This window comes from Sphingorhabdus sp. EL138 (assembly GCF_900258045.1).
Lineage (GTDB): Bacteria > Pseudomonadota > Alphaproteobacteria > Sphingomonadales > Sphingomonadaceae > Parasphingorhabdus.
The window spans coordinates 338,224-352,862 of record NZ_OGVD01000004.1 but is presented as its reverse complement, the minus strand read 5'-3'; the positions used below and the strand labels follow the sequence as shown (position 1 = coordinate 352,862).

The following is a 14,639-nucleotide window of genomic DNA, read 5'->3' as shown; positions in this document are numbered from 1 at the left end:
CTCTTGACCCGGTTTGAATGTTCTATAAATTAGAACAAACCATGAACACAATCGATTCGAATATAATTCAAAAGTTTAGTGCGGATAAGTCACAAATGCTGAACAGTGCGACGGCTGACCACTTCACTTTTGGCGCCCGGACTATTGATGTGGCGCTTGCCGGAGAAAGCTCTCATCACGGCTTGCCGCTGGCACAGCTCCATGAAATCCACGCAGCCGAACCTGAAGACAGCAGCAGCGCCGCCGCTTTATCATTGCTCCTGGCAACGCGTACTCAAATGGCAGCGAAGGCGACAGACCGGCCGATTATATGGGTACGGGACCGGGGAGAAGCGCAGCGACAGGGGCGGCTTTATCCACCCGGTCTGGCCGAACTGGGGATTAATCCCGATCACATAATTTACATCGACGCCCCGGATAGCATCGCCGTGCTGCGCGCGGCTGCCGATGCGGTACGCTGTGCACCTATAGGATCGGTGATTGTTGAACTGGCGGGTAAGAATCCCAAAGGTCTTGATCTGACCGCGACGCGACGCCTGTCTCTTTTTGCCAAAAAATCCGGCGTGACGACTTTCATGCTGCGCAACAAAGCCGCACCTATGCCGAGCGCCGCTTATAGCCGCTGGCAGGTCGCCGCAGCGCCTTCAAAAGCCCTCGCCGGCAATGCCGTCGGTCATCCTGTCTTTGACATTACGCTGATGCGCCATCGCGGCGGACTGGATGGCCTGAACGCCCGTTTGGAGTGGAACCGTGAAACAAGAAGCTTTCAGGAAGCGGCGGATATTGGCGCTGTTCCTGCCGTATCTGGAATCAGAACGGATCACGAAAAAATACGCGCAAACGCCTGACGCACCGCTGACCGCCCCTTTTGCCCTGATAGAGAAGGTAAAGGGCGCAATGGTATTGATGGCCGTGGATCGGGAGGCGACGTATCTAGGCCTTGGCCCCGGCATGAAGCTCGCTGATGCACGGGCGCGCGTGCCTGACCTGAAGGTTTTCGATTCTGATGTGCTGGCCGATGCCGCACTGCTGGACCGGTTGGCCGATGCCTGTTTGCGCTATACTCCTATGGTATCGGTCAGTCCGCCTCGCACTCTATTGCTCGACATTAGCGGCTGTACGCATTTCTTCGCTTCGGAAACCGCGCTGGCGCAAGATGCCGAAGACCGGTTCGATCAGGCTGGATTTAGCCTGTCATGGGCCTTGGCTGGTACACCCGATGCGGCGATCGCCCTCGCCCATCACGGCTTGAAAGAAGGTGCGGAGGCGCAACTGCCAGTCTCTGCCCTCACCATGGATGACAAGACCCACCGCGCGCTGGAACGGGCTGGCCTTTATCATATTGGTGATCTGGCCGAACGACCGCGCGCTGCTCTCGTTGCGCGTTTCGGGTCTTTACTGGCGCTGCGACTTGACCGGATCATGGGGATTGAAGACCGGCCGATAGACCCGATCCGCAAACTCGCCAATGTCACAACCGAACGCCGCTTTGCCGAACCCCTCACCCATGTTGATTTTGCCACAAGCTGCCTGGAAGAGCTTTTTGTCGAAGCGGCGCGGCAGCTGGAAGAGCGCGGTCAGGGTGCACGGATGATCCATATGATGCTGTTTCGCTGCGATGGTGACATCGCGCGTCTGGCGATCGAGACAGCGCCCGCCACCCGCGACCCCGCTTTGTTCAAACGCTTGCTGAAGGAGCGGATCGAGGCTCTCAATGACCCACTGAATCCCGGCTTTGGTTACGATCTCATCCGGCTATCCATAGTCGCCACCGATGCGTTGGAGGTTGAACAATATCGCCTGGAAGGCGGTGAAGACAAACAAGGCAACCAAGCCGCATTGGTCAGCCAGCTCAGTGTCCGGCTGGGGCGGGCACAAGTACAGCATTTCATGCCTGCCGACAGTCATATCCCCGAACAGGGGCTGCTCGCCCTGCCCGCTCTGGATAGCGGCCCACCCAAAGCATGGGCCACAAAATGGGATAATCCAAAAGCCGGAGAGCCACCTTTGCGCCCCCTGCATATGTTTGATCCACCACAACACATAAAGGTACTTGCCGAAGTGCCAGATGGCCCACCCTATCGCTTCACCTGGCGGCGCAAAACCCATCGGGTCAGCCGTTATGAAGGCCCCGAACGCATCGCTTCGGAATGGTGGCAAAGGCGCGATGGGCAACAGGCCGGAAAAGGCGGCCTGACCCGCGATTATTACCGGGTCGAGGATATCCGCGGGCGACGCTACTGGTTGTTCCGGCATGGCCTTTACGGATCGGAAAAAGCCAGTCCGGACTGGTATATTCATGGCCTGTTCGCGTGACAGAGCCATCCGAGCCCATCTTTGCCGAACTGTGCGCAGCAACCCACTACAGCTTTTTACGCGGGGCCTCTTCCCCCGCTGATATGGTGGCACAAGCCATGCTGCTGAGCATGACCGGTATCGGCATTGCTGACCGGAACAGCGTCGCCGGCGTCGTTCGTGCACATGTTGCCCTGCGCACCGCTTATGAGGATGCCGTAGAAGAAGGCATCGCCCTACCCGACTTTAAACTGGTCGTCGGTGCCCGGCTCGTCTTCACGGATGAAACTCCGGATATCGTTGCCTATCCGACTACCCGCTATGGTTGGGGACGACTGACCCGATTGCTCTCCACCGGTAATCTGCGCGCCGAGAAGGGCGATTGCTTTTTATATGAAGCAGACCTGTTTGAATGGGTGGAAGACATGGTACTGGTTGTCTTTCCGGAGCAAAGTGGTGCAGTAAATGATATCGGCCCAGATGATTTCTGGTCTCGCCTCCGCGCACTCACCCCTCACCTTTGGATCGGTGCCACCATGCCACGCACCGGATGCGACAAGCGCCGGCTGGATGAACTACAAAATCTTTCGCAAGCCACTGACATCCCGATACTCGCCACCAACGATCCGCTTTACGCAACGCCGAGGCAGCGCCCGCTTCATGACATACTCACCTGCACCGCGGAAAAAACGACCATCGCCAAAGCAGGCCGCCTGCTCGCCGCCAATGCAGAGCGGCATTTGAAAAGCCCGCAGGAAATGGCGCGGCTCTTTGCCGACTGTCCGGACGCGATAGCGGAAACCCAGAAGCTGCTGGCGTGCATTGACTTCACCCTGGACGAGCTCAGCTATCATTATCCCGACGAACCTGTACCGAAAGGCTGGACGCCGCAAGACTGGCTGGAGCATCTCAGCTGGAGTGCGGCGCATGAGAAGCATCCTGACGGCATTCCAGACACGCTCCGCTCAAAGGTCGAAGACGAATTGCGCCTGATCCAGAAACTGGAATATGCACCCTATTTTCTGACCGTCCATGACATTGTCAGATATGCACGATCCCAAGGCATATTATGTCAGGGGCGTGGCAGTGCTGCCAATAGTGCCGTCTGCTTTCTGCTCGGTGTCACCTCGGTCGATCCGATGAAACATGACCTGCTCTTCTCCCGCTTCATATCGGAGGAGCGCAGGGAACCGCCCGATATTGATGTCGATTTCGAACATGAACGCCGCGAAGAGGTGATCCAGTATATTTATGACCGCTATGGCCGTCACCGCGCCGGTATCGCCGCGACGGTCGTCCATTATCGTTCCCGCAGCGCGATCCGCGAAGTCGGTAAGGCACTGGACCTGTCGGAAGACATAACCGCGCGGCTGTCGAGCACTGTATGGGGCAGCTATTCAAGCAAAGCCCCTGATAGCCGGTTCAAGGAAACAGGTCTTGATCCTGATAGTCCTGATATTGTGCGACTGGGCGATCTGGTTCGCGATATCCTGCAATTTCCCAGACATTTGTCACAGCATGTTGGCGGTTTTGTCCTTACCCAGGACCGGCTTGATGAAACCGTGCCAATCCATAATGCAGCGATGGAGGATCGTACATTCATTGAGTGGGACAAGGATGATATTGATGCGCTCGGCCTGATGAAGGTCGATGTGCTGGCGCTCGGTATGCTGACCTGCATCCGCAAGGCATTTGACATGATGCGCGATCACAGTCTGGGCGATTATGCCCTTGCTACCATCCCGCAAGAGGATGAAGCGACCTATGACATGCTGTGCAAGGGCGACAGCATCGGCGTGTTCCAGGTCGAAAGCCGCGCGCAGATCAACATGCTCCCCCGTCTGCGTCCGCGCGAATTTTATGATCTTGTCATTCAGGTCGCAATTGTCCGGCCCGGTCCGATTGAAGGGGACATGGTGCATCCTTATCTACGGCGGCGGTCCGGTGTAGAAGCCATCACGCTCCCCTCACCCAAACCGCCGCATCCCCGGGATGAGCTGCATTCGGTGCTCGGCAAGACCTGCGGCGTCCCGTTGTTTCAGGAACAGGCGATGAAGCTCGCTATTGTTGCAGCAGATTTTTCGGCCGTTGATGCCAACAAGCTGCGCCGCGCCATGGCGACTTTTCGCAATGTCGGGACTATCCACCATTTTCAGGAAAAGATGATCGAAGGCATGGTCGCGCGCGGGTATGAGCGCGATTTTGCCGAACGCTGCTATAATCAGATACAGGGCTTTGGCAGCTATGGCTTCCCTGAAAGTCATGCCCAGTCTTTCGCCATATTGGTCTACATCAGTTCCTGGATTAAGTGCCATCACCCGGCGGTCTTTGCTGCTGCCTTGCTCAACTCCCAGCCGATGGGTTTTTATGCACCCGCCCAGATTGTCCGTGATGCCCGAGAACATGGCGTTGAAGTGCACGGCGTCGATATCAACCATAGCGATTGGGATAATAGCCTGGAAGATGTGTCAAGCGGCGACCATCCCCACGCCCTGCGCATTGGTCTGCGCCAGATTGATGGTTTCCGGGAAGAATGGTCCAAGTTGATGGCTGCAACCCGTCCCTTCCAGTCGATTGAGCAGCTGGCCCGCCAGGCGAAACTGCCTGCCCGCGCGCTACGCTTGCTCGCTGATGCCGATGCCTGCCGCTCCATCGGCCTCGACCGGCGGCAGGCACTTTGGGAAGTCCGGCGTACGCCATCAAATACCCTGCCCTTGTTCGAAGCGGCACAAGCACGCGAGCAGGCTGAAGAAGAGGATGCACGCTTGCCCGCCATGACCAAAAGCGAACATGTCGTCACCGACTATCAGAGCATCCGTCTGTCACTGAAAGGTCATCCGATGGAGTTCCTGCGCGATAAATTCCGCACCATGGGTGTGATGAGCTGTGCCGAAATAGCCAAGGCCAAAAGCGGCAGCTTCGCGCAAGTCGCCGGAGTCGTCCTGATCCGTCAGCGACCCGGCAAAGGCAATGCGATTTTCATCACGCTGGAGGATGAGACCGGCATATCCAATCTGCTGCTCTGGGCCAGCCGGTTCGAAGCCATGCGCCGGCCCGTCATGGCGGCACGATTGATGCTGGCATCCGGCGAGATCCAGCATAGCAAGGAGGGCGTGACTCATTTGATGGTCAGCAAAGTCGAGGACTGCACCACCATGCTCGATACAATTGCCGAGCATGAGCAAACACCTATATCCATGGCAAGAGCCGATGAAGTTAATCGCCCTGTCTATCGCAACGAGGACAGGCAGGCAGAACAGCACAAAGCAAGAGCACTCCTGCCCAAACCCAAATATCCCCGCAGCGGCCATCCGCGCAACGTCAGGATATTGCCCAAATCACGGGATTTTCATTAGGCAATATAGTTATGCGAACCTGAAATCGATTCTCAAAACTGTAAAATACCCGAACCCAAATCTCATCGAATCGGGTAGAACGCCTCTCGTTTCCGACGAGTTTCAGCCATTTTTCGCTTGAACGCGCTGGCTGGTCTGCTGAACGCTAACTTCTGGAATGTCGCCCGATAACCACCATTTTTTGATCAGGCAGGGGGTTAACGATGGAGTTGAGTAAGATGAAAAAACTACCAATGATCGCGGCTGCCTTTGGCGCTGCAACTTTGATTGCCGCCCCAAGTTTTGCGCAAGATGCCGGTGCCGAAGCACCGGAAGAAGGTGCAGCAGAAGCGGCTCCTGCCCCAGAGGCAGCACCTGCAACCATCGATACCGATGGTGACGGCGTAATGGATGCCTGGGACCAACGTGGTGACGGTAAACCTGATAGCTGGGATACCGATGGCGATGGTGCCCCGGATGCTTTTGACCAGGATGGTGACGGCGCGCCTGACCCTAAATAGTCAAAGCATATCAGGCTCTATCAGCCTAAACTGTGCCTAACGTGCGCGGCCAACTTGAGCAATTCTCCCTCCCTGCTCGGTTGGCCGCCATATATCTCTGACAAGGAAGAGAGCTCATGAAAAAACTATTTAAACCAGCATTGATTTTGACGCCCGCAATATTTGCGCTTGCTGCTTGCGATGCACCGCCAGCAGAAGACCCGGCCGCTGATGGCCTGGAAGATGGCACGGGAATGGAAGCTTCACCAATGGAAGAGCCTGTGGATACGGCACCAATGGATGATAGCGCTCCAGCAACTGGCGGCCTTGAAGGAGGCGCAGCACCAGCGGATGAAATATTGCCGGAAGCGAGTGACGCTATTCCTCCGGTAGGCGAAGACGGCGCAACTGATGATGCGACAGAATCTTCCACCGCTGAAAGTGAAACGGAGCAATCCGAATAAGTCCGATATAACCGGGCATTGGGTCGCAACAAATGCCCGGGGATATTTCGGGGGTGGAGAACAGCGCTAACACTTTTTCACAGAGGTGAGACCGATGACAATACCCCCAAATATCTCTCAAATGTCGCTCAACGATATGCTTTCACGTGACATGTCGGGCGACGAAATTCAGGGCATCCAATCGTACCTTCGGCACTATGGATATCTCCAGGACCGGTTTGGCACACTGCATGACGGTGAATATGATGATGCCACAGAGAAGGCCGTTCGGCTTTATCAATGTTGTTTCGGTTTGCCTGCGACCGGCAAAGTGGATCAGGCGACACTCTGCGAAATGGCGAAACCCCGTTGCGGGTTTGTAGATATCCCTCCGATGAGCGCGGCGTTTACAGCAGTTAGCCGGTGGGAAAATTCAGACCTTACATATAGGTTCAACAGCTTTTCAACCAAGATGGCGCGAGCCGATATTGAGCGCGATGTCGCCGCCGCTTTTACCCTCTGGTCCGAACAGTGCGATCTTCGTTTCTCCGTCAGCGGCGGTGGAAATGTCGATATTGAAATCGAGTTTGCTACCGGGGAACATGGTGATGGAAACCCCTTTGACGGAGCATCAGGGGTATTGGCGCATGCGTATTTCCCGCCACCCAATGGCGGCCCGCTGGCTGGTGACACCCATTTTGATGATGATGAAAACTGGACCTGCAACCTGAGCGACACCCAGGGTATCGATTTTCTGACTGTTGCTGCGCATGAATTTGGTCATGCAATCGGCCTGGGCCATAGCCGTCAGAGAGGCGCATTGATGTTCCCCAGCTATTCCGGCCCGCAGCGGTTTTTGGCTGCTGATGACATCGCGGGATGTCAATCACTCTATGGTCCGCCAGCGACATCTGGGACTACCGATTGCCCATCATAATCGGCCGGATGCGCAAACCTCCAGTCCCGGATTCGATCCCTTCACCTTGATTCTGTAACTTTCTGGCTCGATTTGCCGAATAATGGACATTCGGCAAATTTCGCGTCTGAGGCATGTTTATGCTATTAGGGCAATTACAAGGTAGAAGGAAACAGCATGCATATTTTCAAATCAGCCGCGATTCTGGGTGCAGCAACAACACTCGCATTTAATCCAGGATCGGCTATCGCCGCTGGTGGCGGAGGGGGCGGTGGATCAGCGCCCAGCAGCAGCGCTCCGAAATATGACGCGTCGGCCGAATATCAAAAAGGTATTAATGCCCTAAAAGCCAAAGATCATAAAAAAGCAATCCGGTCATTCAAACGCTCACTCAGCGTCGCACCGCGCAACGCCAATGCCCAATATCTGCTCGGCGTCAGCTATATTGGACAAGGCAACTACAAAAAAGCGCGCAAGCCACTGGAAAAAGCGGTCAAATATAATGGCAATTTAATCGAGGCGCATCGCGATCTCGCGATCACTTATCACAAGCTTGATATGGCCGACAAAGCAAAGGCTTCTCTCGGTAAGCTGACAGCCAAAGACAGCGCCTGCGGCAATAGCTGCGCACAAAAGGCGGAACTGACCAAGGCAATTGCGAAAGTCAAAGCGACGATGAACGGCGGCGGTTCTGCCAGCTATCAACCGGCCGACAGTATTGAATTTGCCAGCATCGGCAATGGCGATCTGGCCTATATGGGCGCCGTCGCATTGATCAACGAAAAGAAATATGAAGCTGCGATTGCAGAGCTGCAACTCGCATCAATGACCTTTGGCCCCCATCCCGACATCCTGACCTATCTCGGCTTCGCCAATCGCAAGCTCAAAAATTTCGACCGTGCTGAGCAATATTATCAGACAGCATTGGCTGTTGCGCCCGAACATCGCGGAGCCACGGAATATTATGGCGAGCTGATGGTCGAACGCGGCGATCTTGCTGGTGCGAAAAAGAAACTGGCCAGACTGGAAAGCCTGTGCAGTTTTGGTTGCTATGAAGCAGAGGAATTGCGCCGGTGGATCGGCGAAGCGTCCGTTTCCTAAAATATAGCGCAGCGATCAGTTTAACCTGTGCAGCGGTTGCACATGCCGCTGATCGCCCGTTTATTCAGGCCATGGAATGGCTTGACCCGGGCCAGCATTTCACCGCGCTGACCACTGAGCCAGAGCGAGAAGCTTTGGCACAAGACGAGCAGATGCTGGCGGGTGAAGCCTTGTTTCACACGCCGACATTGCTGGGCGGTCAGGCCGCCAAGGCGGGCTTATCCTGCGCGAGTTGCCATGAAAATGGCCGTGACAACCCGGCTTTCCAGTTTCCCAACGTTTCCGGGGAACCCGGAACAGCGGACGTCACCAGCAGCTTTTTCAGTTCCCATCGCGGCAATGCGATATTCGATCCGGTAAAGATTCCGGATCTTACAGTTCCCGGGAAGATCTCTCGCGCCACGGATAGCAACGAGCTAGAAAAGTTCATCCGCGATCTCATCGTGGAGGAGTTTAATGGACAGGAGCCAACACCAGCGGTTCTTGCCGCTCTCGCCCATTATGTACGCTCTTTGACCGCAGCACCTGCCAATAACCGGATCGCATTAACAGTCGAAAGCCAACTGATAGCAGTGGACCAGGCCGTGCTTGCTGCAAAGGAAGCCCGACAAAAGGGGCACTTGAAGCTTTCCCATCTGCTGCTCGCTTCCGCACGCCATCGACTGGGATTGATCCACGAACGCTATGCCGGGAAAAGGCTGAACAAAGAACGGGATGCGCTTGTATCGTCCAGTCGGCAGCTTGGCACATTGCAGGATACCAAGAGCAGCGCGGACTTCAACCAAGCCTTGCGTCAATGGGAAAACAGCTATCGAAAGACCAGAAAGCTGGTCAGCGATAAGCAACATCTGTCGCTATATGATCCGGAAATGCTCAAGGCTGCATTGAAGAAAACGGTGAACTAGCAAGTCATATTACAAAGAAAAACGGCCCGGGGATCAAATCTCCGGGCCGTTTTTATTCCGTCTGCAATCCAACGACTAGCCAAACTGGTTCATCGTGTTGTCGGCGCCGCCCGCTTTCAGGGCCGCGTCGCCAGCGAAATATTCCTTGTGATCATCACCGATATCTGAACCGGCCATGTTTTGATGCTTCACGCAGGCAATGCCCTGGCGAATTTCTTCGCGCTGAACGTTAAGAACATAACCCAGCATGCCTTGCTCACCGAAATATTCTTTCGCAAGATTATCGGTCGACAGAGCAGCCGTGTGATAGGTCGGCAGGGTGATCAGGTGGTGGAAAATACCAGCCCGTTTTGCACCATCAGCTTGGAACGTACGGATACGTTCATCGGCATCGGCGGCCAATTCGGTGCCATCATATTCCACGCTCATCAGGTTCGCACGATCATAAGCGGTGACGTCTTTGCCTTCGGCTGCCCATGCATCATAAACCTGCTGACGGAAATTCAGCGTCCAGTTGAATGATGGCGAGTTGTTATAAACCAGCTTTGCATTCGGCATAACTTCACGGATCCGGTCAACCATGCCGGCAATCTGCTCAACATGCGGTTTCTCGGTTTCGATCCAGAGCAGGTCGGCGCCGTGCTGCAGCGAGGTAATGCAATCGAGCACACAGCGGTCTTCACCGGTTCCGGCGCGGAACTGGAAGAGATTGCTTGGCAAACGCTTCGGACGCATCATCTTGCCATCACGGTTCAGGATAACATCGCCATTTTGCGCAGTTGCCGGATCAATTTCTTCGCAATCAAGGAAGCTGTTATATTGGTCACCAAGATCGCCGGGCTCATTGCTCACCGCAATCTGCTTGGTCAGGCCTGCGCCCAGAGAGTCGGTACGTGTAACGATGATGCCATCTTCAACGCCCAGCTCAAGGAACGCATAGCGACAAGCGCGAACCTTCGCGAGGAAGTCTTCATGTGGCACGGTGACTTTGCCGTCCTGGTGACCACATTGCTTCTCGTCAGACACCTGGTTTTCGATCTGAAGGGCACATGCACCAGCCTCGATCATTTTCTTGGCGAGAAGATAGGTTGCTTCTGCATTACCAAAGCCAGCGTCAATATCAGCGATGATGGGAACAACGTGGGTCTGATGATTTTCAACTTCGTTCATCAGGCGTTTTTCGGTTACGACATCACCCGCATCGCGCGCCGCATCAATATCGCGGAACAAGCCGCCCAGTTCACGGGCATCAGCCTGACGCAGGAAGGTATAAAGCTCTTCAATCAGAGCGGGCACGGATGTTTTCTCGTGCATGGACTGATCAGGAAGTGGACCAAATTCGCTGCGCAAAGCGGCAACCATCCAGCCGGAGAGGTAGAGATAGCGTCGTTTCGTATTGCCAAAATGCTTCTTGATCGAAATCATCTTCTGTTGACCGATAAAGCCGTGCCAGCAGCCCAGCGACTGGGTGTAGTTGGCAGGATCAGCATCATAGGCTGCCATATCTTCACGCATGATTTTTGCGGTATATTTGGCGATATCGAGGCCGGTGTGGAAACGGTTCTGCAAACGCATCCGGGCAACGGCTTCAGAGTCGATACCCTCCCATGTTCCGTTCTGTTTCTGGATCAGCGCGTTCGTCTGATTGATATATTCTTGATATGACATCGTCATGCTCCTTTAAAAATTCGGCAGTTTAAGCGGTGTCCGCGAATCGTTGTTCACGAAAGCTATGCCCCGTTGTACGCCGCACAGGGCCGGTTCCGAAGCGCTGTGAAGTTTAACTGTAACGCTTTACAAAATATTGTTGTATAGTTGTAAGGATATTACAAACAGGTGATTCGGAAACACATGCCTAGAGCCCATCATGTCCAGTGAACGCCCGGTCTATATGGGCCCCCGCCTGAAAAGGCTTCGTCGTGATCTTGGTCTTACACAGGCGGATATGGCCGCCGATCTTGAGATATCAGCCTCCTATGTCGCCTTATTGGAGCGTAATCAACGTCCCTTTACGGCCGATATGCTGCTGCGCCTCGCCCGGACGTATAAAATCGACATGGCAGAGCTGGCGGGCGATGGCGGTGAGGAATATACCGCGCGGCTGGAGGCGGTCCTTAAAGACCCGATGTTCGCGGATATTGACTTTCCGCAGCTCGACACCGCGGATGTCGCGACCAGCTATCCCGGTTTTACCGAGGCCATGCTGCGCCTTTACACTGCCTATCGGGAAGAACAATTGGCACTGGCCGATAAAGATACCAGTGCCCGCACAGATGGCAGTAGCGTCGATCCGGATGCTGCCGATCCAGTGGCGCAAGCCCGCCGCTATCTTGCCGCTCGCCGCAATAGCTTTTCCAATATTGACGACGCTGCCGAACGCCTGGCCGAGACCGTAAACGGACAGGACAGCATGATAGCTCATCTGAACGACAAGCATGGCCTGCAAGTACGCCGCCTCCCTTCGGATGTCATGATGGGTGCAACCCGGCGCCTCGACCGCCACCGGCGTCAGATATTGATCGACGACCAGCTGGATAACGCCAGCCAGATGTTTCAACTGGCTCTGCAATTGTCCTATCTGGAACTGAACGGTGAAATCGATGCGGTGCTGAAAGAGGGTAGCTTCACCACGGAAAGCGGCGAAAGGCTGACCCGACGCGCCCTTACCGGCTATGCCGCAGCGGCTTTGCTCATGCCCTATTCCGCCTTCGCCAAAGCAGTCGAAACACGTCACTATGATGTTGAAGCCCTTGCCCGCCAATTCGGCACCAGTTTCGAACAAACCGCTCACCGTCTGACCACACTTCAAAAGCCTGGTCAGGAGCGCGTTCCGTTCTTCTTCATTCGGGTGGATCCTGCCGGCAATGTTTCCAAACGATTGGACGGCGCCGGCTTTCCCTTTGCTCGTCACGGCGGAGCCTGTCCGCTGTGGTCGGTGCATCAGGCATTTCGCAGCCCGCGACAGGTGATTACCCAGTGGCTGGAGCTTCCCGATGGGGAGCGATTCTTTTCGATTGCCAGAACCGTGACTGCTGGCGGCGGCGCCTTTGGCACACAGCGTGTTGAACGCGCCATCGCATTGGGCTGCGCGGCAGAACATGCTGACCGTCTGATCTACACTCGCGACCGACCAGACATCAGCCCGGAGAGCGCCACGCCCATAGGCGTCACCTGCCGGCTATGTCATCGCACAAAATGCCGAGCCCGCTCGGCACCCCCCATTGGCCGGCAGATTTTGTCCGATGACTATCGGCAAGCCAACACACCCTTTGGCTTTTCGCATAGTTGAGTGGTCGGAAGGAATCTAAGGTTGTATGGTAATTGCCGCCCCGTCGGGCACCACTTCCCAGATCTGTTCAATCTCTGCGTTGCTCAATGCGATACAGCCATCGGTCCAATCCGATTTCATCGTCGGTCCATCCCGACCGTTAGGTTGACCGTGAATAAAAATATCACCGCCCGGTGATTTTCCTCTCGCTTCGGCATAAGCGCGGTCAGCGGTGTTGGGATAGGATATGCGAAGGCTTAGATGGTAGCTGCTGCCAGGGTTGCGACCGTTGATGGTGTAGCGCCCTTCGGGTGTACGCTCATCGCCCTCAAAGCGTTTATGGCCATCCGGTGCATTGCCAAAACGGATGCCTTCATAGCGGGCAATTTCCTTGTCCGCTTTATAGAGGATCAAAGTGCGATCGCTTTTATCGACCAAGATGCTGTCGGCTTTGGTCCCGGCTGGAATGATTGGAAGCGCGATCGCTCTATCATCTACCTGTTGCCTGGCCTCTGTGTTTTCTACCCCAGCGGCACATCCGCCGACGGCCGCCAGCGCCAGAAGCAAGGCAAACCTAGTCTGCAAAGGGATCGGTCACCAAAATCGTGTCTTCCCGCTCGGGAGAGGTAGAAACAAGCGCCACCGGGCACTGGATCAGTTCTTCCACGCGCTTGATATATTTGATCGCCTGCGCCGGAAGATCAGCCCAGCTGCGCGCGCCGGCGGTGGATTCGCTCCAGCCCGGCATGCTTTCATAAATCGGCGTCACTGCTTCCTGATCCTGATGATGCGGCGGCAGATAGTCATAGGTCACACCATTGAGATCATAACCGACGCAGATTTTCAATTCTTCAAAGCCGTCGAGGACGTCGAGCTTGGTCAGCGCAATACCGCTGACCCCGGATACTGCCAGAGCCTGTCGGACCAGCACCGCATCAAACCAGCCGCAGCGCCGTTGCCGTCCGGTATTGGTGCCAAATTCATGGCCCCGTTCGCCGAGACGTTGACCGATGTCGTTAGCCAATTCCGTTGGAAACGGGCCTGACCCGACACGCGTCGTGTAGGCCTTCACAATGCCAAGCACATAACCGGTTGCCGACGGCCCAATGCCAGACCCACCAGCGGCTGTGCCAGAGATAGTGTTGGAGCTGGTCACAAACGGATAGGTGCCGTGATCGACGTCCAGCAGCACGCCCTGCGCACCTTCAAACAATATCCGATCACCACGCTTGCGCGCCTCGTTCAGCCGTTTCCAGACCGGTTGCGCATATTGCAGCACGCTATCCGCAATCTCTCTGAGGTCGGCCAGCAAACGCTCCCGGTCCACCGGCTTCTCGCCAAAACCGGCGCGCAGTGCATCATGATGAGCGCATAACCGGTCCAGTTGTGGACCCAGATCATCGAGATAGGCGAGATCACATACCCGGATCGAACGACGGCCTACCTTGTCTTCATAGGCCGGGCCAATGCCGCGGCGCGTGGTGCCAATCTTGCCCTTACCGCTCGCATCTTCGCGCAACGCATCAAGATCGCGGTGAATAGGCAGGATCAGCGGGCAGTTTTCAGCGATCCCGAAATTATCGGCATTGATCGCGACACCCTGTTTGCTCAGCTTTTCAATTTCATCGCGCAAGTGCCAGGGATCAAGCACGACGCCGTTTCCGATAATCGACAATGCGCCGCGTACAATACCGGATGGCAAGAGGGAAAGCTTGTAGACTTTGCCGTCCACAACCAGTGTATGGCCGGCATTGTGACCGCCCTGAAACCGGACCACGACATCCGCGCGTTCCGACAACCAGTCGACAATCTTGCCTTTGCCCTCATCACCCCATTGGGCACCGATAACCGTTACATTGGCCATATCTGAAAATTC

At 55.5% G+C, this 14,639-nt stretch carries 12 protein-coding genes; 9 read left to right on the top strand and 3 right to left on the bottom strand.

All coding sequences use genetic code 11. The features are described from left to right. The first annotated feature begins 95 nt into the window (after nucleotides 1–95). The 8 genes from DK507_RS11495 to DK507_RS11460 all read left to right on the top strand — a co-directional run bounded on the left by DK507_RS11495 (nucleotide 96) and on the right by DK507_RS11460 (nucleotide 9,495). The gene (locus tag DK507_RS11495; protein WP_162559025.1) at nucleotides 96–848 is read left to right on the top strand and encodes an ImuA family protein; all 753 of its coding nucleotides are present in this window, start codon (nucleotides 96–98) and stop codon (nucleotides 846–848) included. Then, nucleotides 751–2,316, top strand: coding sequence for a DNA polymerase Y family protein (locus DK507_RS17970; RefSeq protein ID WP_109356530.1), 1,566 nt, complete (start codon nucleotides 751–753; stop codon nucleotides 2,314–2,316). Before DK507_RS11495 ends, DK507_RS17970 begins: the two co-directional genes overlap by 98 nt. Beyond that, nucleotides 2,313–5,651, top strand: a complete 3,339-nt coding sequence (locus DK507_RS11485) for an error-prone DNA polymerase (RefSeq protein WP_109356529.1) — start codon at nucleotides 2,313–2,315, stop codon at nucleotides 5,649–5,651. The genes DK507_RS17970 and DK507_RS11485 overlap by 4 nt, the downstream gene beginning before the upstream one ends. Before the next feature lie 218 nt (nucleotides 5,652–5,869). Beyond that, nucleotides 5,870–6,151, top strand: a complete 282-nt coding sequence (locus tag DK507_RS11480; protein ID WP_162559024.1) for a hypothetical protein — start codon at nucleotides 5,870–5,872, stop codon at nucleotides 6,149–6,151. 116 nt (nucleotides 6,152–6,267) lie between these two features. Next, nucleotides 6,268–6,594: a hypothetical protein gene (locus tag DK507_RS11475; protein ID WP_109356527.1), complete on the top strand. Its 327-nt coding sequence runs from the start codon at nucleotides 6,268–6,270 to the stop codon at nucleotides 6,592–6,594. Nucleotides 6,595–6,688: 94 nt separating this feature from the next. Continuing rightward, nucleotides 6,689–7,510, top strand: a complete 822-nt coding sequence (locus DK507_RS11470; protein ID WP_216822384.1) for a matrixin family metalloprotease — start codon at nucleotides 6,689–6,691, stop codon at nucleotides 7,508–7,510. A 156-nt stretch (nucleotides 7,511–7,666) separates the two neighbouring features. Continuing rightward, nucleotides 7,667–8,590: a lipopolysaccharide assembly protein LapB gene (locus DK507_RS11465; protein ID WP_109356526.1), complete on the top strand. Its 924-nt coding sequence runs from the start codon at nucleotides 7,667–7,669 to the stop codon at nucleotides 8,588–8,590. Continuing rightward, nucleotides 8,563–9,495 carry a hypothetical protein gene (locus tag DK507_RS11460; RefSeq protein ID WP_109356525.1) on the top strand — a complete coding sequence of 311 codons (933 nt, stop codon included), beginning with the start codon at nucleotides 8,563–8,565 and terminating at the stop codon, nucleotides 9,493–9,495. Before DK507_RS11465 ends, DK507_RS11460 begins: the two co-directional genes overlap by 28 nt. Before the next feature lie 75 nt (nucleotides 9,496–9,570). Here the strand turns inward: DK507_RS11460 and DK507_RS11455 are convergent, their stop codons facing one another. Beyond that, a complete protein-coding gene (locus DK507_RS11455) occupies nucleotides 9,571–11,163 on the bottom strand; it encodes an isocitrate lyase (protein WP_109356524.1) in 1,593 nt (530 codons plus the stop codon). A gap of 199 nt (nucleotides 11,164–11,362) precedes the next feature. Here DK507_RS11455 and DK507_RS11450 point away from each other — a divergent pair, with 199 nt between their 5' ends. After that, on the top strand, nucleotides 11,363–12,784 hold the full coding sequence (locus DK507_RS11450; protein WP_109356523.1) for a short-chain fatty acyl-CoA regulator family protein: 1,422 nt from the start codon (nucleotides 11,363–11,365) through the stop codon (nucleotides 12,782–12,784). Nucleotides 12,785–12,799: 15 nt separating this feature from the next. On the opposite strand, the gene DK507_RS11445 is transcribed toward DK507_RS11450, so the two are convergent. Continuing rightward, nucleotides 12,800–13,348 (bottom strand): murein L,D-transpeptidase family protein, encoded by a 549-nt coding sequence (locus DK507_RS11445; RefSeq protein WP_174209040.1) that lies wholly within the window; start codon nucleotides 13,346–13,348, stop codon nucleotides 12,800–12,802. Next, a complete protein-coding gene (locus tag DK507_RS11440; protein ID WP_109356522.1) occupies nucleotides 13,338–14,627 on the bottom strand; it encodes an adenylosuccinate synthase in 1,290 nt (429 codons plus the stop codon). The genes DK507_RS11445 and DK507_RS11440 overlap by 11 nt, the downstream gene beginning before the upstream one ends. Nucleotides 14,628–14,639 lie beyond the last annotated feature (12 nt).